Raw genomic sequence first — 23,536 nt, forward strand, 5'->3', positions numbered from 1 at the left:
TCTACCTTCTCCCTCCATGAACTCCTTGGATTTTTTGTTTACTACTTTTCCCTACATCATGAATTGACAATTTGGAATATACACTTTCCAACGCTTTGACATTATCCGCGTATGGTGAAAGAATACTAAAAATGGATAGATCATTTTGTTGCTTAAATTGAGCTTTTGCTAGATTAGCTAGAGTACCCGATGGACCTAAATCTATTAAGATCGCCCCATCATGATCCACCACTTCTGTTAAAGCACTAGTAAATCGAATTGGTTCTCTTAGCACTTCCCAAAAATAGGTAGCATTCATATTTTCCTTCCTATATCCAGTCACAGAGGAATAGAATGGGATAGTTGGTATCTGATAATGTAATTCCGACAAGCGATTTTGGATAGCCTTACCAGCCACATCAATGTAACTAGAATGGAACGGAAAGGTTACAGGTAGCCTAAGAAAAGTAATTTCTTTTGTACGAAGATATTGCTCTATCTTTTTTACCCCCTCCAAATTGGAAGCGATTACAAAATGAGATTCATTGTTAATCGCGGCGAGATAGGAATGATGATGAAGAAGAGGTACCTCTTCATAAAGACTTGGAGAAGCTAAGATCGCAATCATTCCCCCTGGCTGACTAAATTTCTTTATAAAAAGCACTTGATCAATTAAACTATTTAAGACGTCTTCTTGGTGAAATACATTGGCCACTACTCCAGCTGCATATTCCCCTAAGCTTGATCCTATTACCGCATGTGGACGTATTCCTTTTTTGATCAGTAAATTAGCTAAAGCAACTTCAATCATAAAAATAGCCGGTTGCGTGTAGAACAAATCACTAAATTCATCGCTTTTCAATCGATGTTCATCATAGATATACTTTATTACCGAATTCCCTGTGGCCCTTTGAAAAGTAGCATCCAACTGATCCAAGTTCTCTTTAAAAATTGATCCCTGTTCATACAGCTCCTTTCCCATTTGAAAAAATTGAGATCCTTGTCCTGAAAACATAAAAATAATTTGGTCCTTCATGATTTCATCACACCTTACTTTCGACATCACTCTACTATGGATGTAATTATTCAAATAGACTAATAGAAGGAGTACCTTCATAAAAGATAAATAGGAAATTACCGGAACTACTAAAGTTACTATTTAGCATTTTTCATATGCACATGTTCCACAGTCGCAATGGAAAGGAGCTTAATTATCGTTTTACTGATACTAAAAAAGCCCCCTCCAATTATATTGGGGAGACCTAGTGCAATTATTTAACAATGCATTACTGCCCGTCGAGAAACAGTGGAAATTCTCTACGGGGAAAAATAGTGCAGAGATGAACAGTAAAAATGGCAAACTGAATACTAGTCCACTCACTCCCCCTCTTTTTTAAGACCTACCTGAAGGCGGAAGTGGAACCGTCATACCAGCTATCAGTTTGTTCACAGATGCTTTAATATTATGTTATCTATAACTGCACTTTGCAATTTGCAAATATGTACATTCTAGCTTTATCTAACGTGCCGAAACATCGATTAGACCGCTAAAAATGATTATAGTTTATTACAAAAATTATTATAACATCCATTAATTATTAGTCAAGAGAATTTATGGCATTTAACTTTTTCTTAAAATAACATTTAAAAAAATATATTAAACTATTAATTTATCAAAAAAAGGTGCAATTTAAGTAAAATAATGTTAATATATAGAAAACATGGATAAAACTAAAGTTGTTTCGGCACTTTAGTTAAGATATGTTGTTATATTTTATTTTGTAGTGTACTGGTTCTAATAGATTTGTACATGAATAGGCGAAGCCATGTTTTTATGAGGTTTGGCTTTATATAGAAATTTTCCTTATTCTCCTTTGAATTACTTAGATCAAAAAAAGTGCATAATATATCACTATATCCAAAACACATTCAATTGCCTATAGAATGTGTTTTTTCTATTAAGTTAATTTGGAATACTTAGTTGTTCACTGAAAAGCTTAATAAGCTTTCATATACAATGAAGGAGAGATAACCTATGAAAAAGAAGAAAATAGTAATGTTGAGTGTGTTGGGATGTGCTATGGTTTATAGTTTATTAAGTAATAAACCAATTGACAGAAAGAGCTTTAATAAAAGCAAAGGAGGTATTACAAGAAGAAAATATATCGAAATTCATCGACAACCCTATCAAATCTAATGTTTATCAATAACTAACCTTTCATTGTATTGCATATTTCAAATAGCTTTTTTTATTTAATTAACTATATCTCTTTATGAGGAGGATGACAGATGTTAACAAATCGTCGTTTCTTTACTTCTGAATCAGTTACTGAAGGACATCCAGATAAAATTTGCGACCAAATTTCAGACGCTATTTTAGATGCCATTCTAACGAAAGATCCAAATGCACGTGTTGCAGCAGAAACTTCTGTTACAACAGGGCTTATTTTAGTCACTGGGGAAATTACAACGTCTATTTACGTTGATATTCCTAAAATTGTTCGTAAAACGGTGAAAGAAATTGGATATACTCGTGCGAAATACGGTTTTGATGCCGATACTTGTGCTGTATTAACCTCTATTGATGAACAATCATCCGATATTGCTATGGGTGTAGACAACTCATTGGAAGCTCGAGAAGGCAAAATGAGTAATGAGGAAATCGAGGCAATCGGTGCTGGCGATCAAGGTCTAATGTTTGGTTTTGCTTGTAACGAAACGGAAGAGCTTATGCCAATTTCCATATCTTTAGCACATCAATTATCTCGTCGTTTAACAGAAGTACGTAAAAAAGAAGCTCTTCCTTACCTTCGTCCAGATGGCAAAACGCAAGTTACTGTAGAATATGATATAAATAACCATCCTGTCAGAGTCGACACGATTGTTATTTCAACCCAGCATGATCCTGAAGTTTCACTAGAGAAAATTAAACGTGACATTAACGAACAAGTTATTCAACCTGTCATACCGAAAGAATTACTAGATAACGAAACAAAATATTTTATTAATCCGACTGGCCGCTTTGTTGTAGGTGGACCTCAAGGGGATGCCGGTTTAACTGGTCGTAAAATTATCGTCGATACATATGGTGGATATGCTCGCCATGGCGGTGGTGCATTTTCAGGTAAGGATCCTACAAAAGTTGACCGTTCCGCGGCTTATGCGGCCCGCTATGTTGCAAAAAACATCATAGCTGCAGGTTTAGCAGAAAAAGCAGAAGTCCAGCTAGCATATGCAATTGGGGTAGCACAACCTGTATCCATTATGGTCGATACTTTTGGAACTGGTAAAATAAGTGAGGATATCCTTGTTAATTTAATCAGAAGTAACTTTGACCTTCGTCCAGTAGGTATCATTAAAATGTTAGACCTACTTCGTCCAATCTATAGACAAACCGCAGCCTATGGTCACTTTGGTCGTACAGATATTGTTCTTCCTTGGGAACGTACCGATAAAGCAGCATCTTTACTTGAACAACTTCGAGAATCAAACCCCTCATTGGTCTAAGTAGATATTTCCATATTTCCACAAAGTACAAAAAAGAAACCTGTACGAGATACGTAAGGAGAGAGACTAACCCTTACAATTTTTTTAAAAAATCACAGACTCTTTTTAAATAGATTTATTCCGTTTAATTTCCTTTATTTCTGCCCATAGCTTTACGATTTCATCACCCATTCTTATCAATCAAAAAAAGATAGAAGATAGATCATTTAGATCCATCTCTATCTTTTTGTTTTTCGCTTATTTCCGTACAAATATAACTGACGACCAACCATTTATTATCTTATGCTTCGTCTCTATTTTAGCATTCTTCTAATAAGATAACAGAGTAAGAAGAATGATAGAGGATTGCAAGATGATTGAATCATAGCTTCTCTAACACAATTTTATTCTAGATAAAGTTAGTCTATCATTTTAATTTCTTGTGAAGATTCTCTTACTACAAGCTCTGGTTGAAAGATAATATCTTTAATAGTGGGAGATTCCTTAGATTTAATTTCATTAATGAGAAGCTTTGCTGATTCTTTTCCTATATCATATGAAGGTTGCCTAATAGTAGTTAAAGGAGGATTAATATGTTTCGCCCATATCGTATCATCGTAGCCTACAATACCAATATCTTCAGGCACTTTTTTATCTAATTTTTTTAATGCCTCTATCAATTCAAGCGTTAACATATTGTTAGTGGAAAATACCCCATCTATCATGGCATGATCTACTAAATATTTTTTTATTTGTTGGTTTGCTTTTCTAAGACTTGTAATTTCTAAAATATAATAAAAGTTTTCCGTCAAACCATGAGAAGTAAGTGCTTCTTGATAACCCTCTATTCTTTCCTGCCAGGTACTAATATTTTCATGTTTAAAAGTAATTGCCAATATATGCTTTCGACCATTTTCCAACAAGTGATTGACTGCCATAAAACCACCTTTAATATTATCAACAACGACATTGTTTGCATGGATGCTAGGTATTTTTCTATTGATGACGACCATGGGATACTTATTTGCTACTAATTTTTCATATAGGGATTGATTTCTAACGGTTGGGTTAATAACTATTCCATCAACCTGCCTCATCTGAAATTCTTTAATATATTGCTCTTCAAGTTTTGGATCACCATCAGAGTTACATATCATGAGGTTATAACCTTGCTCTTTACAAGTATCCTCAACACCTTCTAGTACTTTAAACCAAAATTCGTTTCGAAAATTAGACAAAACAATGCCAATTACATTCGTTTTCATTGACTTTAACCCTTTTGCTAACGCATTAGGTCGATACTCTAACTCTTCTACTACTTTTAATACTGTTTTAATAGTTTCAGGGGTATTATGATCAAGATTACCATTTAAGATCCGCGAAACTGTTGTTTTGGACACTCCGGCTTTTTCAGCAACATCAGCTATTGTCACCCTCACAGCTATCACCAATTTCCCATTTATTCATTATTTTCCAATTCCATGCACTTATCATATCATAATAAATACATATCTCCTAAATTATCCCTTTAAACCGCCTGTAGTGATTCCTTCGATTAAATACTTCTGAAAAAATATAAATACACCGAATAAAGGAATTAACGATAAAGTAGACATAGCGAACATTGGCCCCCAGGCACTCTCTCCAGCGGAATCCAAGAACATTCTAAGTCCCAGGGCCACCGTATATAATTTGATGTCGCTAATGTATAACAACTGACCGAAGAAATCATTCCATGTCCATATAAAAGTAAAAATCATTGTAGTTACAAGAGCGGGAATAGACAATGGTAAAATTAGATACCAATATGTCTTAATCTTTCCACATCCATCTATCTCTGCTGCTTGTACCAATTCATTTGGAATCCCTCGTATAAATTGAACCATTAAAAAGACAAAAAACCCTTCCACTGCAAAGAATTTCGGTAATACCAGTGGATAATACGTATTGATCCAGTCTAAATGATTAAACACGATGTATTGCGGGATGACAGTAACATGGAATGGTAGCATAAGAGTCATCAGCATCAATGCAAATAGAATAGATTTAAATTTAAACTTCAATTTGGCAAAAGCATATGCTGCCATGGAACAAGCCATCACATTACCAATAATCGCTAATACCACAATCAACAGCGTGTTGCCAAAAAATAATCCAAATGTATATCCAGACACACCTTTCCAGCCCTGTGTGTAATTATCCATTGTCCATTCTGACGGAAAAAATGATACAGAATTAAAAATATCTGAAGGTTGCTTAAAGGAACTGCTAACCATCCAAAACAATGGATAAAGCATCACTATCCCTAAAATGATAATAAAACTATGGATAACAATTTTCTTTATCTCCCTCTTATGTTTGGATTGCTTAGACTTCAGTACTACTCTGGAACTACTTTCCATTTTTATCACCTCTAGCCTTGATAATAGACCCACTTTTTCGATGTAGCAAAAACAATAGCAGTTGCAAGTGCAATAACAATTAGTAAAATCCAAGCCATTGCTGAAGCATATCCCATCGCAAATTGAGTAAACCCTTTTTGATAAAGGTATAATGTATAGAATAAAGTTGAATTTAGAGGACCACCAGTTCCACCTGAGACAATATAGGCAGGAGTGAATGCTTGGAATGCTCCAATAATCCCCATTACTAAGTTGAAAAAGACAACCGGAGTAATCAAAGGCAGAGTTATCATAAAAAATTGCTTTAATGGCCCCGCGCCGTCAATCTTTGCTGACTCATAAAGCTCGATTGGTACTTGCTTCAGTCCCGCTAAAAAAATCACCATAGATGCTCCAAATTGCCAAACCATTAATATAATCAAAGTGTAAAGTGCAGTATCTGGAGTAGATATCCAGTTAATGCCCTCCAATCCGAACTTATCTAGAATATTATTCACTAAGCCATTGCCTCCAAATATTTGTCTCCACAGAATGGCAATAGCTACACTGCCACCAAATAATGATGGGACATAGTAAACGGCCCGATATATTCTCAAGCCACCAATTCCCTTATTTAACAATACCGCTATAAATAAGGCAAAGGCCAACTGTAAAGGGACGCCTATTAACACATAAATAAAGGTGACTTTTACACTTTGCAACCACTTCGGATCTGAGAAAAGCGCCTCATAATTTTCAAGACCAATCCAAGTAGGAGCATTAAACATGTCATAACTAGTAAATGAAAAGTAAAGGGATGCCCCCATCGGAATTGCAGTTAATGTTAAAATACCTATTATCCAAGGAGTTAGAAATAGGTAGCCTATCCCATTATTCTTCCAAAATAATTTGAATTTTCCCATAGCGAATACTCCTTATCCCCAGAATCTCAACATTTAACGTGTTATAAAAAATCAGATTCAATTAAGAATAAAGAGATTTTTTAGCATAATTGAATCTGATCTTTAACTGTTAAACTTGGCTATTGTTCCAATATACTTCTTGCCTCATTCAAGAAGTCTGCCACTGCCTGTTCTACCGATTTTTGACCGAAAGCAATTGCTTCTGCATTGTCGGAAAATAGGGTTTCCACTTGATTTACCCCTTCTGGAGCATAAGCAGCAGGTTCAGCTAATTCCACAGTAGTTTGAATATATTCCACTGCTCTTTGCTCTGGTAGGGTAAGTTCTTCCAACACTAAATTAGAAGCCTTTGTACCTGCTGGAGGACCTTGTTCCGTTTTGAATATTTTTATAGCTTCATCATTACTGACAAAAAACTCAATAAATTTGGCAGCGGCATCTTTATGAGGAGAGTCTTCTGTAATACTGAGATAGGCCCCTTCGATATATTCACCATTTGGACCACCTTCAATATGTGGATGACGTACTATATTAATTTCACCTTCTGCCATCTGTTCTTCATATAAATACATCTGATTGGCTGGTAATCCAAGTAACGCTACTTTTTTTGTGGCGAACATATTCGCTTCTAATGGCAACCCCTCATACTCATTGCTAGTAGCGGCATCTGGTATCACACCATCTTGTCTCATTTGATCCCACATTGTCCACCAATCTGTTAATACTTGTTCATCAAAGCCTAATTTTCCATCCTCAGTAAAGAGATCTTGACCACTTTGCCGTGCAAAATATCGAAACAATGGTTGTAGCTGGCCACCACTTCCATCCTCCACAGCCCATCCATCTCCGCCCATTGCTTCTTTAATTTCATAGGCCTTATCGACAAAGTCATCCCAAGTCCAATCAGATTCAGGATAGTCAATTCCTAAGTCATCAAAGACTGCTGTATTATACACAAAACCAGGCATGGTAATTCCTTTGGCAACCATAACAATATCTTCCCCAACCTTCCCACTATCTAGAGCAGCCTCTGGAAAATCTGATAAATCTAGTTCTCCATTTTCCACCTTATCATTCAGTACATGCAGTGCACCTCTCCTAGCATAATCTGATACATAAAATTGGTGCATACTAACAACATCTGGAGCATTCCCTCCCGAAACTTGTGTAGTTAACCGATCCCAGTAATCTTCCCAGCCTCCAAATTGTCTATCTACTTTTATATTAGGATACGCTTCTTCGAATAAATCAATGATTTCATTGTATTTTTCATGACGGCCTGTATCTCCCCACCAGGAAAAACTTATCTCAATTTGCTCACCAGACTTCGTACTATCGTCATCTGATTCACCTTTATCTGCTTCCTCATTATTACTAGAACAACCTAATAGTAATAAAAAGGTAAATGTTATCATGATGAACAACCATAAACTTTTCTTCATTGTTTGATCTCCCCTTTTTCAATACATTAGCCAAACAATACAAATAAATAGAAAAAATTGATCCACAAACTTAGCCAAGCTATCAGTAAACGACACAGATCAAACACATTCTAATGAATAAGGTTTTTACTTATTGCTGCGAAATCTAATTCTCCATCTTCCTTTTCTGCTAATTTATACAATTGTAAAGCCAGGGATGCTATTGGTAATACCGATGTTCTGCCTTCATCTACTGCTATTTGTACATCCTTTTTCATTAATTTCAACTTAAAACCAGGATCAAATTGTTGATTTACAATGGAATCAAGTTTATTCATTAATATCCATGACTGACCAGAGCTATCCCCAACTACTTCCTTCAGTATGGCAGTATCTACATCTAGTTCTTTTGCTAGGCTAATAGCTTCAGATGTTGCAATCATATGAATGCCTGCTAGCATTTGATTGATCGCTTTGATTGCATTACCAGTACCTACATCACCAACAGAATAGACATTCTTCGCCATGGCACCTATTACTTCCTCTACTTCATTTAGTGTAAATGGATCACCTCCCACCATCGCGGTTAATGTTCCATTTTCTGCACCAGAGGTTCCCCCGCTAACAGGAGCATCTAGTATTCGAATCCCATTTTCGCGATAGACTCTATCCAAATTTTTGATGGCATCAGGCGATCCAGAGGTCATTTCTATTAAAATAGCATTTTCCTGAAAGGCTGCTATTATTTCCTCTGAAAGTAAAACTTCATTTAACTCTTGATCTGTTGGCAGAATCGAAATAACAACCTCGCTGCTTCGTATTACTTCTACTAAATTAGAATGAACTTGTGCGCCTTGTTTTTGGAGAACTATTACAGGGTCGGGATTTACATGTTGAGCAACCTGTAGTTCAAACCCTTGTTTTAGTAAATTTTGCGCCATTGGTAATCCCATAGCTCCTAACCCAATAAATCCTACCTTTTTCATGATTATCCCCTCACCTATTAGATTACTATTGAACCGTATCGTCTAATTCCCAGCCAAGTTTCTCATATAACCTTTTACGTCCTGCTTTATCCCCGGTTAATTCCTGATGAGCATATTTGGCAACTTCCTTGGCATATTTACTTGGTACCACTACTACCCCATCCCCATCTGCTACGATGACATCATTAGGATAAACAGCCACACCACCAATAGCGACGGGAACATCTTTCTCATAATAACGGATTCGCGTCTGGTCCATTCCTTGCGAGACAAACCTTGACCATACGGGAATCCTTTGCATGATTACTTCATCGGTATCACGGATCCCTCCACCATTTGTAAGGTAACCTACTACCCCTTTATGGAGATGGTCTAAGGTATTATTGGAACCTAATATCCCTACATCTGTTCCAGCTACATCCATGACGATGAAATCCCCTTCTTCGATATCGTTTGCCCACTCATCTGTACAAACTTCACTGTAATACCATTTCACCCACTTCGTATATTCGTCCCCCGTCACGTTTGGGACAGGCCCTTCAAAAGGTAAATAACGGGCAGTCCTAGCTATCCCTACTACTTTCGTACGGAACAGTGGACGAATATGATGATCTACGGTGCCATAACCATGTAGCCCTACCCAGTCCATCCCATCACGTACGTCGGTTACTCGTAAGTCTTTGTACAAATCTAGTATTTCTTTACGATTAAATTTACTCATTTCCTATCGCTCCTTTTTCAATTTATCGTTTTCCAAAAACCTTTTCCATTTACGTTTGCTACATCATTTTCGCTATTTGAATGCAAGTATAATAAGACTTTTTCATTTCCTCTAAGCCGTTTATTAGATCATTTGTTTTGGAAATCGATTTCTAAACAGAGATAAAAACATAATTAAAAAGGTTATATTCCCATTTATATTGATTAATTTTTAATTAATTCCACTTTTCTATAAAATTTTAAAAACCATTGAAAGCTATAGGTTCTATCGTTTTTAATTGATAGTGTTAAAAATAGCATATAACCATATAGATAGAGCTTTACGTTTGTTGATTGGGATATGACTATCTAAACTTGCAAGTAATATACAAATATAAATGCTGGTACAACATTGCAATTAAAGAGGCTAATTGATTTCGTTATCCTACTCCCCTCTCAAATCCCTATATTTTTCAAAGTGAAACCTAAACAAATTAAAGTAAAACCTGGCAATAATTATGCTATGATGTGACCAAAGGTAATGGAAGGAGATGGTAAATACAAACCATTTAATGTAAGCGTTTCATTTATGGGTTTGATAGATTAACGATGAACAGGAGGTTTTATAATGAAAAAATTATCGAAGGTTAGCATTATAGTAATTCTCATGTTTTCAGCTTTTTCCTTAAGTTTTACGAAAGAAGTTTCGGCAGGGATAGCAGATAAAAAGTTTCTTGGGAATATTATTAGCCATTATGTGCCATCTGACTTTGGTGTTTATTGGGATCAGGTTACACCCGAGAACTCAACTAAATGGGGAAGTGTGGAATCAACAAGAGATAATATGAACTGGACGAATGCGGACACAAGCTACAATTTTGCCAAAAGTAATGGTTACCCATTTAAATTTCACACATTAGTTTGGGGGAGCCAGGAGCCAAGTTGGGTTAGTGGTTTATCTGCCTCCGAGCAAAGGGCAGAATTACTAGAGTGGATTCATGCATCTGCCCAAAGGTATGGTGATGCAGAATATATTGATGTCGTTAATGAGCCATTACATGCCCCTCCCTCTTATAAAAATGCGATAGGAGGCGATGGAGCAACTGGATGGGATTGGGTGATATGGTCTTTTGAACAAGCAAGACAAGCCTTCCCAAATGCAGAATTGCATTTAAACGATTATGGCATCATTAGCGATCCCAATGCTGCTGCGCAATATGTAGAGATTGTTAATCTGTTAAACGACAGAGGTTTAATCGATGGAATTGGTATTCAATCACACCATTTTAATATGAATAACGTCAGTGTCAGTACCATGAACCAAGTATTAGATATGCTTGCTACTAGTGGAGTTCCGATTTATGTGTCTGAATTGGATATGAGTGGTGATGATCAAACACAATTAGCGAGATACCAGGAAAAATTCCCCGTCCTCTGGGAGCATCCAGCAGTTAAAGGAGTGACATTATGGGGATACAAGGAAGGCGAAACATGGGCACAGGATACGCATTTAATCACGAGTTCAGGCGAGGAACGGCCAGCGCTCCAATGGCTAAAGCAATATTTTAGCTCATCAGGAGAAACTGGTGCGTACGCTAATTTCGAATCGGGTTTAGATGGTTGGAGTGGCACGAATTTAAACGCTGGCCCGTGGTCGACTGATGCATGGAGCTCTAAGGATTTGCGTTCATTACAGGGTGATATTAATATGTCTAGCGGTGATCAACATTATTTATCTAGAAAAGGACCATTCTCCTTTGCCGGAAATGAGCTAAGAGCAACTGTAAAGGGCGCCGCTTGGGGTAACTATGGTAATGGACTTGGCGTAAAATTATTTGTGAAGCATGGAGAAAATTATGACTGGAAAGCAAGTGATTGGCAAACCATCCGTGCAGGGGAAGAAATGAATCTTAGTTTAAATTTATCAGGGGTCCATAAATCCGATATTCGTGAATACGGTGTGCAGTTTATTGACGGCAGTAATTCATCAGGAGTAACAGCTGTTTATGTAGATAATGTTTATTTGTCGAATTAAGGTCCTTGGACTTACCTGACTTTTCTCACAAAAAACAGCTACTACTCCTATTTTTGGATAGTGGCTGTTTAAAGTATAAGATTAAATACTAACTAAAGTAGAATCACTAGACTTTCTAGCTTTGTATTAATCCATACTCTTCTTCTGAATTTATCAACTTATGATAAATACTTTTCCTTAAAATTAAAACGAACTCGATCGTCCGCCATTATTTTTCCATATTTCGATGCTTTTCTCTCAAGATAGGGACCAAATATGTAGTAAAGTAATAAGCTTGGGATTAGAATCAAGCTTAACTTCCAACTAATTGAAATCATCAAAGTAATGGATATGATAGAAAAAATAAAATTATTAATCATCCATGGCAATAGATTTCTGTAGAAGTTTTTTAAAGAAGTAACCTCTGTGTTCATTAAAGCAAGGCTCTCTCCAACTCGATGCTTTTCAAAATAAGCAAATCCTAAATTTCTTAGGTGTGAATAAATGGAAAATTGCATATCTCGTGAGGATTTTTCTTGTAGAGAACGCTGGGTGATGTTTCGGATGGCTGATAAAGTAATGATAAGTACAATTAGAATGACAATAACAATGAGGAACCAGATAAACGTCTGTGTCTCCTGTTCTAATTGCACCTTATCAATAAAATATTGAATAAATTTTGGAATAGCAAGTTGAGAGCTAGTAATGATTAGACCACAAAAAATTAATAAGATTAACTCGAGTAGTTAAGGTCTCAGAAAAGATACTGTCCACCAATAAACGTTTAGCCTCATTGCAATATAAATTAAATACATATTTAAGATCGAGTAGAGAGGAAAATCAACTAACTTTCCGTCCCTTTCACATCGTTTTTGCCTTTACCCCACATATATTTTAACGCCTTACTTTAGAGCCATAAAATCACCCCCGGAAGTTAGATTTTTCACTCTAACTTTCGGAGGCAGTTTCTCATTATTTTTTTCCAATAATATTTTGCTCTTTTGCCATTTTCTTCGCTATCCTTGGTGCATCCCATAGTGATGGGAGAAGAAGTAATGAAACTGGCGCTGCTGTTACAACAATAAAGTTTTGCAACATATCGACCGTTTCTTCGCCAATCGCTAATAAGGAAACAGCAACAACTCCAAACATTAGTGCCCAAAAGACGCGAATTAAACGACTAGGCTCATCGGTACCACTTAAAGTCACCGCAACAGTATAGGACATTGAATCGGCCGTTGTCGCAACAAAAATAATCGATACAATGATAAAACCAATCGCCAGTACGATGCCAAATGGGATTTGATTCATGATTGCCATCACAGTTGCCGGCATACCACTTTCATTTAGTGCAGTTGAAACAGAACCAGGGTTTTCCATTTCATAAAAAATACCTGAACCACCAACTACAGTGAACCAAAAATTACTAACAATCGGAGCAATAATGGATACTGCGATAATCAATTCTCTTATTGTTCTTCCTCGAGATATCCTGCTGATAAAAATAGCCATCATTGGACCATAGCCGATAAACCAACCCCAGAAAAAAATCGTCCATGACCCTAGCCAAGCCTGATCTACCCGATATAAGCTCATAGTCAAAAAGTTTTGCAGATAAAAGGCTTCCGAACCGATAAATAGATCGATAATAAATAAGGTTGGTCCGAGAATTAACATAGCAAACATTAAAACAACAACCAAACTAACATTTACTCGGCTTAGCCATTGGATACCACGCTCAATACCAGTTGCCGCCGAAATCGAAGCAATCACAGCTAAAAAAATAATGATCAAAGACTGTGTGATAAAAGTATTTGGAATACCCCATACCGCCTCCAATCCATAACCAACTTGAAGCCCAAGGAAACCGATTGGTCCTATTGTTCCAGCTGCTGTTGCTATAATGGAGACAATGTCAGCCGAAGAGCCAATAAAACTATTTTTAAATATTCTCTTACCAAACATTGGGTATAAAAAGGTGCGCGGCTTAAGTGGATAGCCTTTGTGATAATGGGCATACATAAGCACAATCGTCGCTAAAGTACCCAAGCTTGCCCATGCTGTGAAGCCCCAGTGTAGGTAGCTTTGTGCCATTGCAGGAAATGAAGCTACCATTGTTCCTTCTTCAATACCTGTAAATAGCGGTGGCGTAGTCAAAAAGTGAAACATTGGTCCAGCCGCGGCCCAAAAGACTCCCCCACTAGCTAAAAGTGTACACAAAATCATAGCAATCCAACGAAAATTGCTATTCTCCGGTTTCTCCATTTTGCCAAGCCGTACTCTTCCATAATTGCTAAAAGCTAGTATCAATCCAATGACAAACATCACGAGCAGTAACACTTGCCAATAGGCACCAAAATACTTTACTGCAAAAAAGAAGGATTCACTGATCCACTGCCCCACTAATTTTTCATTTAAAATGGAAGCGATGACGAATAGAACAAGCAGTCCTCCACTTACAATTAAGGTTATCCAATCCAATCTTTTCTTCTTCCTAGTATGGTCATCCATTCTTTTCCTCCTATAATAAATCCACCACATAACTTTTTATGTCACTTATTATTCGTGTCCTTTATCCATAAACTTATTAATTCAAAAAAGTTAAAGATAAATTTATATGTATTTAAACACAGACAATAAATTATAGATTAGTGAGGAAAATAAGTCAAAAACATACTGCCAAACTGCCTCGATAATATAATAAGTTCTACAAAAAAAGCGTTAATCCTTCCTTCCTGAATTAACGTTACCCGATAGCAAAACCTTCCCCCACCCCTTGGATAGGCATAATGAAGGAATGAAAGGGCAATAGATCCGTTGAGGCATGGGAGGGATAGTCTCCAAGGACGGCTTGGAGAATGCGTGCAGTATATTTTGGAGATAAATGGAGAGTTTTTAAAGGCTCCTCTATTCCCACATGCCTTCATGTAGCCTTTATTATCAATATTCATTCCATCCATCGGTCATTGTTCTTAGAAGTGGTTTGAAATCCTGCGAATAAGCGAGCATTTGTGATTAAATAGAAGCTAACTGAGGGAGTTTTAAGTGAATTCCTTCACTTTCTAATGGTATTAGCTATAATAAAAAATTACTTATCCCAATAAAAATAATAGTGAGAGTACTGGTCAAAGCCTATGGATTTATAAAAGGATCATTATTATGAGTGAGAAGTATCATTAGTATCATCCATATGGATACCTGAAGAAGTCTTTACAGAGTATACAAACGCATGCTCTATGGAAGAACATGCGTCTCAAGAAAGGCTCTTTTATTAATATTTTTTAGAGGATCAGGTAACCACAGCGTACATTGCGTTCTTTTTTGTCGTGTGTTGCCTATTATACTCTCTCCCCACTAATTGATTTAAAATCAACCTTAGAATTTTTATAAAGGTGGTACAAAAGACTAATGAATACATAAGTCCAAGCAATGATTGCTATATACACCATAAACCTAGGAATCACCATTAATATTGGTAAATTTATGGCTTTGGATAGTTGCAATGTACTAGTTGTATACATGGCAATTGGGAAAACCATTCCCCATAATTGTGGTTCATAAGAAAGTGGATAGCGATTATATAAATGTCTCCATATCATCAGTATAAACAATAATGGTATCCACCATGTACCTGTAATCCAAAAGAATAGTGTAAAGCCTTTTAAAAAAGGGGTAATTTCAACCAGCAAAGACCATTTTTCTGCATGAAGAATTAGTGTAGAACCAGCTAATGTAGTAATTGCAACTGCCCCCATGTTAATCCAATACGGTGGTGTAAGTGCTGCGAATTCCAATTTTAAAAAAGTGAACCTGTAAAAAATAAGCGTAATAATATTTAAATAGAGCATACAGCCAAGGAAATACATGCATAATGTCAAAAATAATACAATGACTTGACCATTTTCCATAGATGGTGTTAGAAGCGTACCGAGTATGGAAATGGATTGTGTTGCAACAGCTGCGATCAACCAAGCCCCATTTATCCCCTCCGTAATGGAAGGCTTATCCTTTCTAATGGTGACAGCTGTAAAGAATGTGTACATAATTAATAACCATAGTATTATGGCAAGTCCCCATAAATAAATAGCAATAGCAAATTGTTCAGCAATTATGATTAGTTGACTTCCGAATACACAAGTCCCAGCAACAAAAGTAAAAAAACCAGGTCCGAGAGTGTGGCTAGTTATGTCGGCCAGTACCCTTGGAAAAAAGAATATTATCCGGAAAATAGTGAGCACCCATAAAGTAATATAGGCGAACACATTCATGTATAACAGGATAGTGGAAAATAAAACCATATCAAGGAGATAGGCACCGATAGACAATGCACCTGTAGCCATTACAAGTGCAAAATAACCAGGGAAAAAATTTTTTAAATTGTACTTTACTAAACGTAACACATACTCACTCCCGATTGTTGAAGCTACTTAATTAGTTTCCATTTAATTTTTATTTTTGGTCTCTCTTTAATCAATAGCCATATATCTAAAACGAAAACAGAGATAATAAACGATAGTATTGCCTTGTTCATACTACTGCTCAGATTGCCCACAGGAGGCTTATTTATGGTTAATGCCATGAAAAATTCAATAATAGCATACAGAAAAAAAGACATCATTATAAGTAACAGGCTTAGGTTAAGGGCTTTCAAATCAACTCCACCTCCACTATTTATTAAAACAATTATAAACAAAAAGATGGATATTTACTGTGATTGTCATCACTTAACAACCTATATTGAGGGAGTTTATAACAATTTTACTCTTACTGTTAAGTGAAGGCCTCTGTATAATTTAACAGAAATTAGAGAAAATAAAAGGAAAGTATCCGTCAAACTAATTATACAAATGGAGGTGTTTTACTTGAATCAGCCTTACCAGTGCCCTAAATGTAAAACAAACCGTTCTCGTTTTAATGTAATCGAACAAGTAGCCAAACCAGTGAAATTAAACGCAGCTACTGGAGAAGTGATTAATAATTACGAGCAGGAAACGTTAGAGGCTTTTCATGTCGCGTACAACGGTCCTAACAGGAGAATACAATGCGGTATATGTGGCTTAATTGAAGATGAAAACACCTTTATTAAGCATGCCCAAACACGATAAATAAATCATGGAGGATGAAAATATGACCAAAAATCGTAAAGGACCGAAACAACAGGAACAACCTGATTTACCTAAAAGTGCTCAACAGCCCTATGGTGAACCATTAGCAGGATCACATAAAGTAAAAAATAAAAATCATACCCGTCAAAAAAATGATGCATCACATGATATGTGAGAATTCTGGAGTAGGAATTATTCAACACAATTTATCATCAAAAGTACTTTACTTCCTGATATTCAAAAAGGCAAACCCTCAAAATTTCTTGACTATAAACGGATTTAGAGGGTTTGCCTTATTATTCTACTATGTTTAAAACGTGTATTGCTCATTCAACATAAGAACCCTTTTACTAAGTTACACCTCATAAGGTGCTTCAATACCTAATAATTTCAACCCTTCTTTTAATACAATTTATGAACGGAATGTACAAGAGACTTGATTGTTTTTGCTCATGATCTTCTAAAATACGAACGGAGCCATAATAATATTTATTAAACGCCTTGGAAAGTTCAAGTACATATTTTGCTATTTGTGATAGGTCATTCCCTTTAAATGCTCGTTCAATTATATCTGGAAAAGCAATTAAATTCGTTATAATGGACCAAGTTTTCCATCAACTATATCTATCTCTCCATTACTTTCCTGATAATTTCCTTTCCTTAATAGGGATGATGCTCGTGCATGACATATGGACCTGTTTCTCCTTCAAATCTCAACATATCTTCCAATGAGAATTCAATATCATTTAAACGATAGTTCTTTAAATCATGGAATATAACAGCACCACCCCCAACCTGTTGAGCCAGCATCGCTTTTGACTCAAGCATAAGTTCTACAAAAATAGCATTAATCCTTCTTGAATTAACGCCCCCGTTAGTTATACATAAAAACTTACACATTAATTGCATATTATATAAATAATGTGACAATAAGGAATTATTTCTTACCTTTTAGTTCTAAAAGTATAGGTGCTATATTTAGTAAGATAGAAACAATTGTCAAAAACCATAATGCCCTTTCCATACCAGGTACTACATCTGATAAAGCTGCCCAATCTTCCACTTTTACCCACCGAGATACAAGACTGTATTCTGCACAAAGTGTTAATGCTGTAAATGATAATCCCATCGCCATAGCAAGCTTATAATCCTTTCCTGCTTTATACATATAAAGATTTATAAAAGTTGCTACTATAGCAATCACCCCTAATATTACCCACATAACGATACCTCCCTATAGTTTTATTTATGTCCTGTAATAATACTAATGTGCTTCACTCAATTTTTTGCATTACTTTTTTATTGGACACTTAATACGGCTAATCTTATCTCACAGTAAATGCTCAATCCTTTTGTAATTGCTTATTGAACAAATCTGTTTCGTTACTTTAATAACTCCATGCTAACATAATATTCCAAGAGACAACATAGAATTTAAATAAGAAGGCAATCATTTTAACTGATTGCCTTCTAAACTTTTCCCCCCTTTGTTAATAGTTTTATATTTATTTTGATAAGATATCACCTTTTTTATAAATCTTATATCCTGCTAGTATACCTACCAAAATCAATAAAATAGCGAATAGGTTTATAACAGTGAAATTAACTATATAGTCACTTCGAGAATAGCTACCTGCCATTGCAGCCTGAAAAGCAATCCGTCCCATCATAGGAAATACCTCATCCAAAATATTTGTTATAAACAATATACAAATTCCTATAACAGCTATTAGATTGCAAAAGAAAAAAAGAATTTTATTCATCTTAACTTCCCCCTACCATTTTTATTTCTCTAAATTTAACTAATTCTTGTTGAACTCTACTGCTCGCTCGTACAATAAAGCGACTTCCTTATTAAACAATCATACCCGTTAAGGCAGTAAGAAACGTTTCTATTAGCTCATCTAATTGAATATAAGGTTTAAATAATCTCCATGTCCTCTTATGAGTTCAATTTCATTTTCAGAAGAAATCCAAAAGTAATGAAATGTTAGACCTTCTTCTTTGTCTCCACCAGTAGGTTTATAATCCCATTTATCTTCGACAACGTCTACAGTTAGCTTATAAAAAAATCGATTATGTATCGCACCATCATCATTCTCCCAAAAGTCTTCAGTGATTAAATCTACAACCTTAAAATTCCTTAGTCCCGTTTCCTCTTTCATTTCCCTAATAACTGCATTTTTTGTATCCTCATTAGGCTTAACTGTTCCTTTAGGCACCTGTATGCCTGCTTCGGTGATTGGATGTTGAAAAACTAGTACCTGTGTTTTCCCATCTTTTATTCTTGTTACATAACCATAAGCCTTTTTAATTGGATTCATCCATATTTCCTTTCTATCTCTAAATATTTTTAATTAATTTTATTAACAACCCTTCTCATTTCCAAAAAAATACGCAGCAACAAACACCTTATTGTGTCACTCGCACGCTTTGCATCTAAATCACCACTTTAATATTAAACCCCTGCCATATTGGGGAAATTGTAACTCTTAATCGTAACTTCATTTTTATACCAGTCAGCACTCGCTCAGCAGGAGGACGAATAGAATGCATTTCAGCCCGAAGGACCCCAACTTGTGGCGCTAACACCGACCGATGGAAGTCTCACTTTATTATACAAAAATACCTAACCATATTGCGATAGCAAGAGCGAGGCAAAGCAGCCGCTTCTCAACTGCTGTTAATTCCTCTACGTTCTCACCATTTACTCTTAAGACAATCCTGATTGCATAAACTAAGATCATACCAACACCTATTGCGGCAATCGGACGTGTACAAGCAATCCAGATGAATAGCAATCCTACAATCATGAAGTAAAGTAAAACAGGAAATTTGGCTCCTTTAGTTCCCATACGTTCTACTGCCCATACGACAGACGTTCGTTTCATTGGTTTTGCTTTTTGGTCTGCATGTCTGTCAGGAATATGATGAAACATGACCCATGCCATGCACCAAACGGCATTAACGAGCGCATTTTGCCATGCCCAAACTGGTATAGATTCTAGCATTATCCATGGCAAGGCAATGGCTATCGCTAGCATGGTAGGAAATAAGCTGAACCATTCTCCTATAAAAGGAATATAAGCAAATTGAAATGGCTTCAAAGAATACGACACTGCACCCCATATACCAACTAAGGTTAAAATGGCGAATTCTAGATAACCGAATATAGTAAAGAGAAAAGCCATTAAAATTAAGAAAACACTCATCATTGCACCAAGCTGTTTTAGCATGGTGACCGTCATTGTATTCGTTTGGATCACTCTACTTCCACCAGAAAGTATACCTGGACTATATTGATCTGTTCCCGATTGATGGTCCGCTATATCATTTAACACATGCGTTAATACACCATGAATCAAAATAGCACCTACCAAAAGCACAGAGGTGTTTCCCAATAAGGTTAACCACGAAATTTGATAATAGAAAATCAATGGCAGGAGCGTAGATAGGATCGTTGCTGCACTGGAGAATACAACGGCAACTAGACGTAATAACATACCAATTCCTTTTAGACTAAATGCTGATTGGGCTGGAATCATGGCAGACATCCTTTTTATTTTTAATTATGGGGTACAGACAATACTTTAACGAAAATATTCGAACAAATATCTATATAACCAAAATTCTTAATAACTTCATCTATGCGAGTAACGTGTTGCTTTAATAATGAACTATGCATACCTTTATTTCTAATAATCGGTAAAGTTTGTCGAAATCACATACAATTTGACTTTTTCTAAATTAAAAAAGATGGTACAGATGAAGTAGTAAATCATAATTGTTACTTTTTAAGCTTGTTTCAAAAGCATTTCATTTCCGTGTTCAAAAGAAGGATTGAATTAGTAACGCTATTCTTCTTACTATGAAAATCAATACCCAATATGCATCCCCCTCTTCTACTTCGTTATATTCAACGAGCATCTACTTATAACGTTCATCTAATAATTGTATTATCTTTTGGTTCTGTTTCACTTGAGTTTCACTATTTGATTTGATTTTGTAAATTTATATCAATAACAAAACTACCGCAACAGGTAAACCGATATATACAAACAAAATCCAAATAAATGCTAAACCCTCCATTATAATCCCCCTTTTTTGTTTGTATCTTCTCTTTTACGCCGGTAATTAGATAAATTACCACTTTCCATTCTAATTTCATTGCCAGATAAGGTACGGCTTATATTGCCGACCTCGTTTATCTCTTTTTCAATTTAAAAACAATAAAATCAGGACATCTAAAATCCTCTTCGAATGTTGGATATTTATTTAACATCTCTTCACTTGGCTTGGGCTCAACTAATCCTTCTAATGTAAAACCCGCTTTGAGGAAGGCATTCACGTAACTGGTTAGGGTTCGGTGGAATAATAGGATTTTTTCCTGTCCTCCCATCCTTTGTTCATAGGCACCTTCATAGAAATATTGATCTACATTCCAGTGCAATTTTTCGCCGTCATCTTTTTTCTCCCATCCACTAACTGGAGTAATAAAACAGGGATGTAAAATCGAGAAAATAAAACTGCCATTGTTTAGTAATAAACGATACATTTCTTTGAAAACCTTTTCATAATTAGCAAGGTCTTGTATGACCATATTCGAAACAATTAGATCAAAGCTCTCGTTTTCTAAAAAATTTAAATCCTCACAATTCCCATGTCTATAATCAATTGATAAATTAGGAGAAGTTCGTTTCCTAGCAATTTCTATCATCTTTTTTGAATAATCAACTGCTGTAACATGAGCCCCAGATTTGGCTAAAATTCTACTAAAATATCCTTCTCCACAGCCAGCATCTAAAATCTTTTTGTCGCTTTCTTTGCCAATCAGTGATAACAATGTTGGATTTAGAAAAACCTCCTTATGAAGGTCTCCTTGTTCTGCATGACTCTCAGAATATGTATCGGCATACCTATCCCACCTCTCAATAGCTTCCTCCGTACCGATAGATTTTTTCATTTTCCACCCAACCCCTTTATTTGTAACTCTCATTCTTAAAACTTTATCATTTTCACAGGTTTAAGTATATTCTTTAAAGGGATTTTGCACAGTATATTTTCACAATAACTAACACCAGATATAATCCAATTGAAATCAGCAGTCCCTTTTTTTAAGTTAAAAAGATTTAGAATTGAAAATCCCCATTCTTCATTAGCAGGACTTCAGTTCCATCTCCTTCTATCCCCACCACTTTCATATCTTCGGTACCAAAGGTCACATTGACTAACAAAAGTGAAGCATTGAGACCCGCTGCCTTCAACTCTTCCTCAGATTGGCTAATGCCATTTTGAATATTGGAAGGAGAGGCATTTCCGATTCCAATATGACAGGACGTATTTTCATCAAACAAGGTATTGTAAAAAAGAGTATCTGTCTGAGCAAGAGGTGATTGATTAGAGACTAGGGCAATTTCACCTAGATAACGTGAACCCTCGTCTGTTTCGATTAGCTGTTGTAATACTTCCTGTCCCTTTGCGGCATAATAGTCGGTAATCCGTCCCTCTTGAAAGGTGAAATAAAAATCATCAATGACCCTTCCCCCATAGATAAGAGGTTTAGTACCTACCAGTTTACCGTTTACCTTATTTTTATGTGGAGCAGTAAATATTTCTTCCGTAGGTATGTTTGGAAAGAAAGGTATTCCATTTTTATCTATGACACCTCCACCGAGATAAAGGTGATTTTTCGGTAGACCGATTAATAAATTCGTTCCACGGCTATTTGTAAAATGTAGTGCTTCCAATCGGCTCTCGTTTAAGAATTTTTTTCGGGACTCAAAGGCCCTATTGTGACTCTCCCAATCATTTATAGGATTTCCCCCATCTGCTCGAGATCCTTTTAAAATTAACTTCCATAATGATTGGACAGCTTCTTCTTTACTTAAGTCGGGAAACACTTTAGTTGCCCATGCAGCGTACGGGACAGCTAGAAGGCACCAACGTATCTCGTGGGATCTAATTTTCGCATAATAATCACTCAATTTGGTACGAGAAGCTTTTTGGAAACGACTTATCCTTTCTGCGGGAACCTCCTTAAAGACATCTAAGTTTTCAGAAATAATATGGATGTAAGCAGCACCTGCATCGTCCCATTCCTTAAAACGGGCAGCCTTCCAATCAGGAAAGTGATCGATGGCACTATCAGCTGCATGTAAGTAGAATTCTTTGGTTGATTGTTCATCTGTCCAATCGATAAACACATCGGAAGCTCCTGACTCATAGGCAACAGTTTGGATTAGACGTGCAAACGTAGCATTTTGTATATCACTATGAATAATCAATAATTGATTTTTTTGCAGATTTACACCAGCTCGTACAGCAAGTTCTGCATATTTTTTTAACTGTACTTCACTTATAAATTCATATATTTCTTTCATTATTTAGTATCTCCTCTGTGATGTTTTTGTATAATTTTAAACAGAACTCTAGCCTACTTAAACTTCACCTATACTATCCCTTAGCATTATTTTTTTACCATTTTAACATAATATCCCAATACGCTTTTAATTTTAGACAAAAAAAAGACGATCATTAAAAGA

General features: G+C 35.9%; 24 protein-coding genes and 2 pseudogenes. 8 read left to right on the forward strand and 18 right to left on the reverse strand.

What is annotated here, in order from left to right; genetic code table 11:
- Position 1 precedes the first annotated feature (1 nt).
- The gene (locus ACZ5N5_RS00580) at positions 2-1,015 is read right to left on the reverse strand and encodes an acyltransferase domain-containing protein (RefSeq protein WP_464373062.1); all 1,014 of its coding nucleotides are present in this window, start codon (positions 1,013-1,015) and stop codon (positions 2-4) included.
- Between the two features lie 999 nt (positions 1,016-2,014).
- On the opposite strand from ACZ5N5_RS00580, the gene ACZ5N5_RS00585 reads away from it, so the two are divergent.
- Together ACZ5N5_RS00585 and metK are read left to right on the forward strand one after the other, a co-directional pair.
- The gene (locus ACZ5N5_RS00585) at positions 2,015-2,176 is read left to right on the forward strand and encodes a hypothetical protein (protein WP_181397608.1); all 162 of its coding nucleotides are present in this window, start codon (positions 2,015-2,017) and stop codon (positions 2,174-2,176) included.
- A 92-nt stretch (positions 2,177-2,268) separates the two neighbouring features.
- On the forward strand, positions 2,269-3,486 hold the full coding sequence (gene metK, locus ACZ5N5_RS00590; RefSeq protein ID WP_109985168.1) for a methionine adenosyltransferase: 1,218 nt from the start codon (positions 2,269-2,271) through the stop codon (positions 3,484-3,486).
- Positions 3,487-3,884: 398 nt separating this feature from the next.
- Here metK and ACZ5N5_RS00595 read toward each other — a convergent pair whose 3' ends face one another.
- The 6 genes from ACZ5N5_RS00595 to ACZ5N5_RS00620 all read right to left on the reverse strand — a co-directional run bounded on the left by ACZ5N5_RS00595 (position 3,885) and on the right by ACZ5N5_RS00620 (position 9,897).
- A complete protein-coding gene (locus ACZ5N5_RS00595) occupies positions 3,885-4,898 on the reverse strand; it encodes a LacI family DNA-binding transcriptional regulator (RefSeq protein WP_277679250.1) in 1,014 nt (337 codons plus the stop codon).
- 87 nt (positions 4,899-4,985) lie between these two features.
- The gene (locus ACZ5N5_RS00600; RefSeq protein ID WP_109985170.1) at positions 4,986-5,867 is read right to left on the reverse strand and encodes a carbohydrate ABC transporter permease; all 882 of its coding nucleotides are present in this window, start codon (positions 5,865-5,867) and stop codon (positions 4,986-4,988) included.
- 11 nt (positions 5,868-5,878) lie between these two features.
- Positions 5,879-6,769, reverse strand: coding sequence for a carbohydrate ABC transporter permease (locus tag ACZ5N5_RS00605; RefSeq protein WP_277679251.1), 891 nt, complete (start codon positions 6,767-6,769; stop codon positions 5,879-5,881).
- Between the two features lie 119 nt (positions 6,770-6,888).
- Positions 6,889-8,211: an ABC transporter substrate-binding protein gene (locus ACZ5N5_RS00610; protein ID WP_109985172.1), complete on the reverse strand. Its 1,323-nt coding sequence runs from the start codon at positions 8,209-8,211 to the stop codon at positions 6,889-6,891.
- Between the two features lie 110 nt (positions 8,212-8,321).
- Positions 8,322-9,176, reverse strand: coding sequence for an NAD(P)-dependent oxidoreductase (locus ACZ5N5_RS00615; protein ID WP_054788342.1), 855 nt, complete (start codon positions 9,174-9,176; stop codon positions 8,322-8,324).
- Between the two features lie 25 nt (positions 9,177-9,201).
- Positions 9,202-9,897 carry an RraA family protein gene (locus ACZ5N5_RS00620; protein WP_054788343.1) on the reverse strand — a complete coding sequence of 232 codons (696 nt, stop codon included), beginning with the start codon at positions 9,895-9,897 and terminating at the stop codon, positions 9,202-9,204.
- A gap of 645 nt (positions 9,898-10,542) precedes the next feature.
- On the opposite strand from ACZ5N5_RS00620, the pseudogene ACZ5N5_RS00625 reads away from it, so the two are divergent.
- Positions 10,543-11,448 (forward strand): annotated as a pseudogene (locus ACZ5N5_RS00625) (endo-1,4-beta-xylanase); the annotation flags it as partial.
- 84 nt (positions 11,449-11,532) lie between these two features.
- A pseudogene (locus tag ACZ5N5_RS00630) lies at positions 11,533-11,910 on the forward strand (glycoside hydrolase family 5 protein); the annotation flags it as partial.
- A 158-nt stretch (positions 11,911-12,068) separates the two neighbouring features.
- Here the strand turns inward: ACZ5N5_RS00630 and ACZ5N5_RS00635 are convergent.
- Both ACZ5N5_RS00635 and ACZ5N5_RS00640 read right to left on the reverse strand, forming a co-directional pair.
- The gene (locus ACZ5N5_RS00635; RefSeq protein ID WP_464373812.1) at positions 12,069-12,623 is read right to left on the reverse strand and encodes an ABC transporter transmembrane domain-containing protein; all 555 of its coding nucleotides are present in this window, start codon (positions 12,621-12,623) and stop codon (positions 12,069-12,071) included.
- A gap of 238 nt (positions 12,624-12,861) precedes the next feature.
- Entirely contained in the window at positions 12,862-14,400 is a 1,539-nt protein-coding gene (locus ACZ5N5_RS00640) for a BCCT family transporter (protein WP_464373063.1), read from the reverse strand.
- Between the two features lie 347 nt (positions 14,401-14,747).
- Here ACZ5N5_RS00640 and ACZ5N5_RS00645 point away from each other — a divergent pair, with 347 nt between their 5' ends.
- On the forward strand, positions 14,748-14,876 hold the full coding sequence (locus tag ACZ5N5_RS00645) for a hypothetical protein (RefSeq protein ID WP_347836719.1): 129 nt from the start codon (positions 14,748-14,750) through the stop codon (positions 14,874-14,876).
- Positions 14,877-15,227: 351 nt separating this feature from the next.
- Here ACZ5N5_RS00645 and ACZ5N5_RS00650 read toward each other — a convergent pair whose 3' ends face one another.
- The gene (locus tag ACZ5N5_RS00650; protein WP_464373064.1) at positions 15,228-16,289 is read right to left on the reverse strand and encodes a tellurite resistance/C4-dicarboxylate transporter family protein; all 1,062 of its coding nucleotides are present in this window, start codon (positions 16,287-16,289) and stop codon (positions 15,228-15,230) included.
- Positions 16,290-16,454: 165 nt separating this feature from the next.
- On the opposite strand from ACZ5N5_RS00650, the gene ACZ5N5_RS00655 reads away from it, so the two are divergent.
- The 3 genes from ACZ5N5_RS00655 (at position 16,455) to ACZ5N5_RS00665 (ending at position 17,169) form a co-directional block, all read left to right on the forward strand.
- Positions 16,455-16,667 (forward strand): hypothetical protein, encoded by a 213-nt coding sequence (locus tag ACZ5N5_RS00655; RefSeq protein WP_464373065.1) that lies wholly within the window; start codon positions 16,455-16,457, stop codon positions 16,665-16,667.
- Between the two features lie 84 nt (positions 16,668-16,751).
- The gene (locus ACZ5N5_RS00660; protein ID WP_109985185.1) at positions 16,752-16,994 is read left to right on the forward strand and encodes a DNA alkylation repair protein; all 243 of its coding nucleotides are present in this window, start codon (positions 16,752-16,754) and stop codon (positions 16,992-16,994) included.
- 22 nt (positions 16,995-17,016) lie between these two features.
- On the forward strand, positions 17,017-17,169 hold the full coding sequence (locus tag ACZ5N5_RS00665; protein WP_054861617.1) for a small acid-soluble spore protein P: 153 nt from the start codon (positions 17,017-17,019) through the stop codon (positions 17,167-17,169).
- A 199-nt stretch (positions 17,170-17,368) separates the two neighbouring features.
- On the opposite strand, the gene ACZ5N5_RS00670 is transcribed toward ACZ5N5_RS00665, so the two are convergent.
- The 8 genes from ACZ5N5_RS00670 to ACZ5N5_RS00705 form a co-directional block, all read right to left on the reverse strand.
- Positions 17,369-17,593 (reverse strand): DALR anticodon-binding domain-containing protein, encoded by a 225-nt coding sequence (locus ACZ5N5_RS00670; protein WP_464373813.1) that lies wholly within the window; start codon positions 17,591-17,593, stop codon positions 17,369-17,371.
- A 61-nt stretch (positions 17,594-17,654) separates the two neighbouring features.
- Positions 17,655-17,822, reverse strand: coding sequence for a hypothetical protein (locus tag ACZ5N5_RS00675; RefSeq protein ID WP_464373066.1), 168 nt, complete (start codon positions 17,820-17,822; stop codon positions 17,655-17,657).
- A gap of 109 nt (positions 17,823-17,931) precedes the next feature.
- On the reverse strand, positions 17,932-18,216 hold the full coding sequence (locus ACZ5N5_RS00680) for a hypothetical protein (protein WP_054788347.1): 285 nt from the start codon (positions 18,214-18,216) through the stop codon (positions 17,932-17,934).
- A 283-nt stretch (positions 18,217-18,499) separates the two neighbouring features.
- Positions 18,500-18,757 (reverse strand): hypothetical protein, encoded by a 258-nt coding sequence (locus ACZ5N5_RS00685; RefSeq protein WP_054861614.1) that lies wholly within the window; start codon positions 18,755-18,757, stop codon positions 18,500-18,502.
- A gap of 141 nt (positions 18,758-18,898) precedes the next feature.
- Entirely contained in the window at positions 18,899-19,318 is a 420-nt protein-coding gene (locus tag ACZ5N5_RS00690; RefSeq protein WP_109985186.1) for an NUDIX hydrolase, read from the reverse strand.
- A 291-nt stretch (positions 19,319-19,609) separates the two neighbouring features.
- Positions 19,610-20,539 (reverse strand): prenyltransferase, encoded by a 930-nt coding sequence (locus ACZ5N5_RS00695; RefSeq protein ID WP_054788349.1) that lies wholly within the window; start codon positions 20,537-20,539, stop codon positions 19,610-19,612.
- Positions 20,540-21,198: 659 nt separating this feature from the next.
- Positions 21,199-21,957 (reverse strand): class I SAM-dependent methyltransferase, encoded by a 759-nt coding sequence (locus tag ACZ5N5_RS00700; protein WP_109985187.1) that lies wholly within the window; start codon positions 21,955-21,957, stop codon positions 21,199-21,201.
- Between the two features lie 166 nt (positions 21,958-22,123).
- The gene (locus ACZ5N5_RS00705) at positions 22,124-23,374 is read right to left on the reverse strand and encodes an aminopeptidase (protein ID WP_245902362.1); all 1,251 of its coding nucleotides are present in this window, start codon (positions 23,372-23,374) and stop codon (positions 22,124-22,126) included.
- Positions 23,375-23,536 lie beyond the last annotated feature (162 nt).

The organism is Gracilibacillus sp. JCM 18966 (assembly GCF_055392695.1).

Bases quoted from the DNA above. Each gene is read 5' to 3' on its own strand.
- ACZ5N5_RS00580 (WP_464373062.1), bottom strand. From the start codon at position 1,015: ATGAAGGACCAAATTATTTTTATGTTTTCAGGACAAGGATCTCAATTT.
- ACZ5N5_RS00585 (WP_181397608.1), top strand. From the start codon at position 2,015: ATGAAAAAGAAGAAAATAGTAATGTTGAGTGTGTTGGGATGTGCTATG.
- metK (WP_109985168.1), top strand. From the start codon at position 2,269: ATGTTAACAAATCGTCGTTTCTTTACTTCTGAATCAGTTACTGAAGGA.
- ACZ5N5_RS00600 (WP_109985170.1), bottom strand. From the start codon at position 5,867: ATGGAAAGTAGTTCCAGAGTAGTACTGAAGTCTAAGCAATCCAAACAT.
- ACZ5N5_RS00605 (WP_277679251.1), bottom strand. From the start codon at position 6,769: ATGGGAAAATTCAAATTATTTTGGAAGAATAATGGGATAGGCTACCTA.
- ACZ5N5_RS00610 (WP_109985172.1), bottom strand. From the start codon at position 8,211: ATGAAGAAAAGTTTATGGTTGTTCATCATGATAACATTTACCTTTTTA.
- ACZ5N5_RS00615 (WP_054788342.1), bottom strand. From the start codon at position 9,176: ATGAAAAAGGTAGGATTTATTGGGTTAGGAGCTATGGGATTACCAATG.
- ACZ5N5_RS00620 (WP_054788343.1), bottom strand. From the start codon at position 9,897: ATGAGTAAATTTAATCGTAAAGAAATACTAGATTTGTACAAAGACTTA.
- ACZ5N5_RS00640 (WP_464373063.1), bottom strand. From the start codon at position 14,400: ATGGATGACCATACTAGGAAGAAGAAAAGATTGGATTGGATAACCTTA.
- ACZ5N5_RS00645 (WP_347836719.1), top strand. From the start codon at position 14,748: ATGCGTGCAGTATATTTTGGAGATAAATGGAGAGTTTTTAAAGGCTCC.
- ACZ5N5_RS00655 (WP_464373065.1), top strand. From the start codon at position 16,455: ATGGTTAATGCCATGAAAAATTCAATAATAGCATACAGAAAAAAAGAC.
- ACZ5N5_RS00665 (WP_054861617.1), top strand. From the start codon at position 17,017: ATGACCAAAAATCGTAAAGGACCGAAACAACAGGAACAACCTGATTTA.
- ACZ5N5_RS00675 (WP_464373066.1), bottom strand. From the start codon at position 17,822: ATGCTTGAGTCAAAAGCGATGCTGGCTCAACAGGTTGGGGGTGGTGCT.
- ACZ5N5_RS00680 (WP_054788347.1), bottom strand. From the start codon at position 18,216: ATGTGGGTAATATTAGGGGTGATTGCTATAGTAGCAACTTTTATAAAT.
- ACZ5N5_RS00685 (WP_054861614.1), bottom strand. From the start codon at position 18,757: ATGAATAAAATTCTTTTTTTCTTTTGCAATCTAATAGCTGTTATAGGA.
- ACZ5N5_RS00690 (WP_109985186.1), bottom strand. From the start codon at position 19,318: ATGAATCCAATTAAAAAGGCTTATGGTTATGTAACAAGAATAAAAGAT.
- ACZ5N5_RS00695 (WP_054788349.1), bottom strand. From the start codon at position 20,539: ATGATTCCAGCCCAATCAGCATTTAGTCTAAAAGGAATTGGTATGTTA.
- ACZ5N5_RS00700 (WP_109985187.1), bottom strand. From the start codon at position 21,957: ATGAAAAAATCTATCGGTACGGAGGAAGCTATTGAGAGGTGGGATAGG.
- ACZ5N5_RS00705 (WP_245902362.1), bottom strand. From the start codon at position 23,374: ATGAAAGAAATATATGAATTTATAAGTGAAGTACAGTTAAAAAAATAT.